Source organism: Arthrobacter sp. RT-1, from assembly GCF_003367205.1.
Lineage (GTDB): Bacteria > Actinomycetota > Actinomycetes > Actinomycetales > Micrococcaceae > Arthrobacter.
Window position 1 is genome coordinate 1 of record NZ_QRGQ01000047.1, and the last position, 517, is coordinate 517.

Consider the following 517-nt stretch of genomic DNA (forward strand, 5'->3'; position numbering starts at 1 on the left):
CGGGATGGCCTGGTTCTCCGCGTACCTGCCCGCCGACTCGGCGTCAGCGATCTGGAACAGCACCACCGCCATGGCACGCGGCCTCCAGGGACCCCACGAAACCCGCACCCTGCCCCAACGACGCGCCGACGTCCTGGCCCACCGCCTCCTGACCCGCACCACCTTGGCTGGCGCGGACACAGCAGGCAGCGGCCAACCCCACACCCGCAGCCAGGACCAGGCTGGCATTGATGAACAGCTCCCCGAGGCCTTCATCGGGCTCGCCACGCTCGTCAGTTCGGACGAAGCAACCGCGGACCTGGGCATCCCAGACACCGGCCACTACCCAACCAACGGGCACATCTTCGCGAGCGGCAATCCAAACACCACAGCACCCGCTGGCCCCCTCGCCGGAAAAGTACCGGCCCCTCGGACGGACGTGCTGATCACCGTCCCGGTGTTCGCCCTACTTGGCCTCACCGATGAACCGGCCATGCTCGATGGCCACGGGCCCATCCCGGCCTCGATGGCACGGGAA

1 pseudogene is annotated in these 517 nt (G+C 68.7%); it reads left to right on the forward strand.

Annotated elements, in window-relative coordinates:
• Positions 1-517 (forward strand): annotated as a pseudogene (locus DXK94_RS20280) (hypothetical protein); the annotation flags it as partial.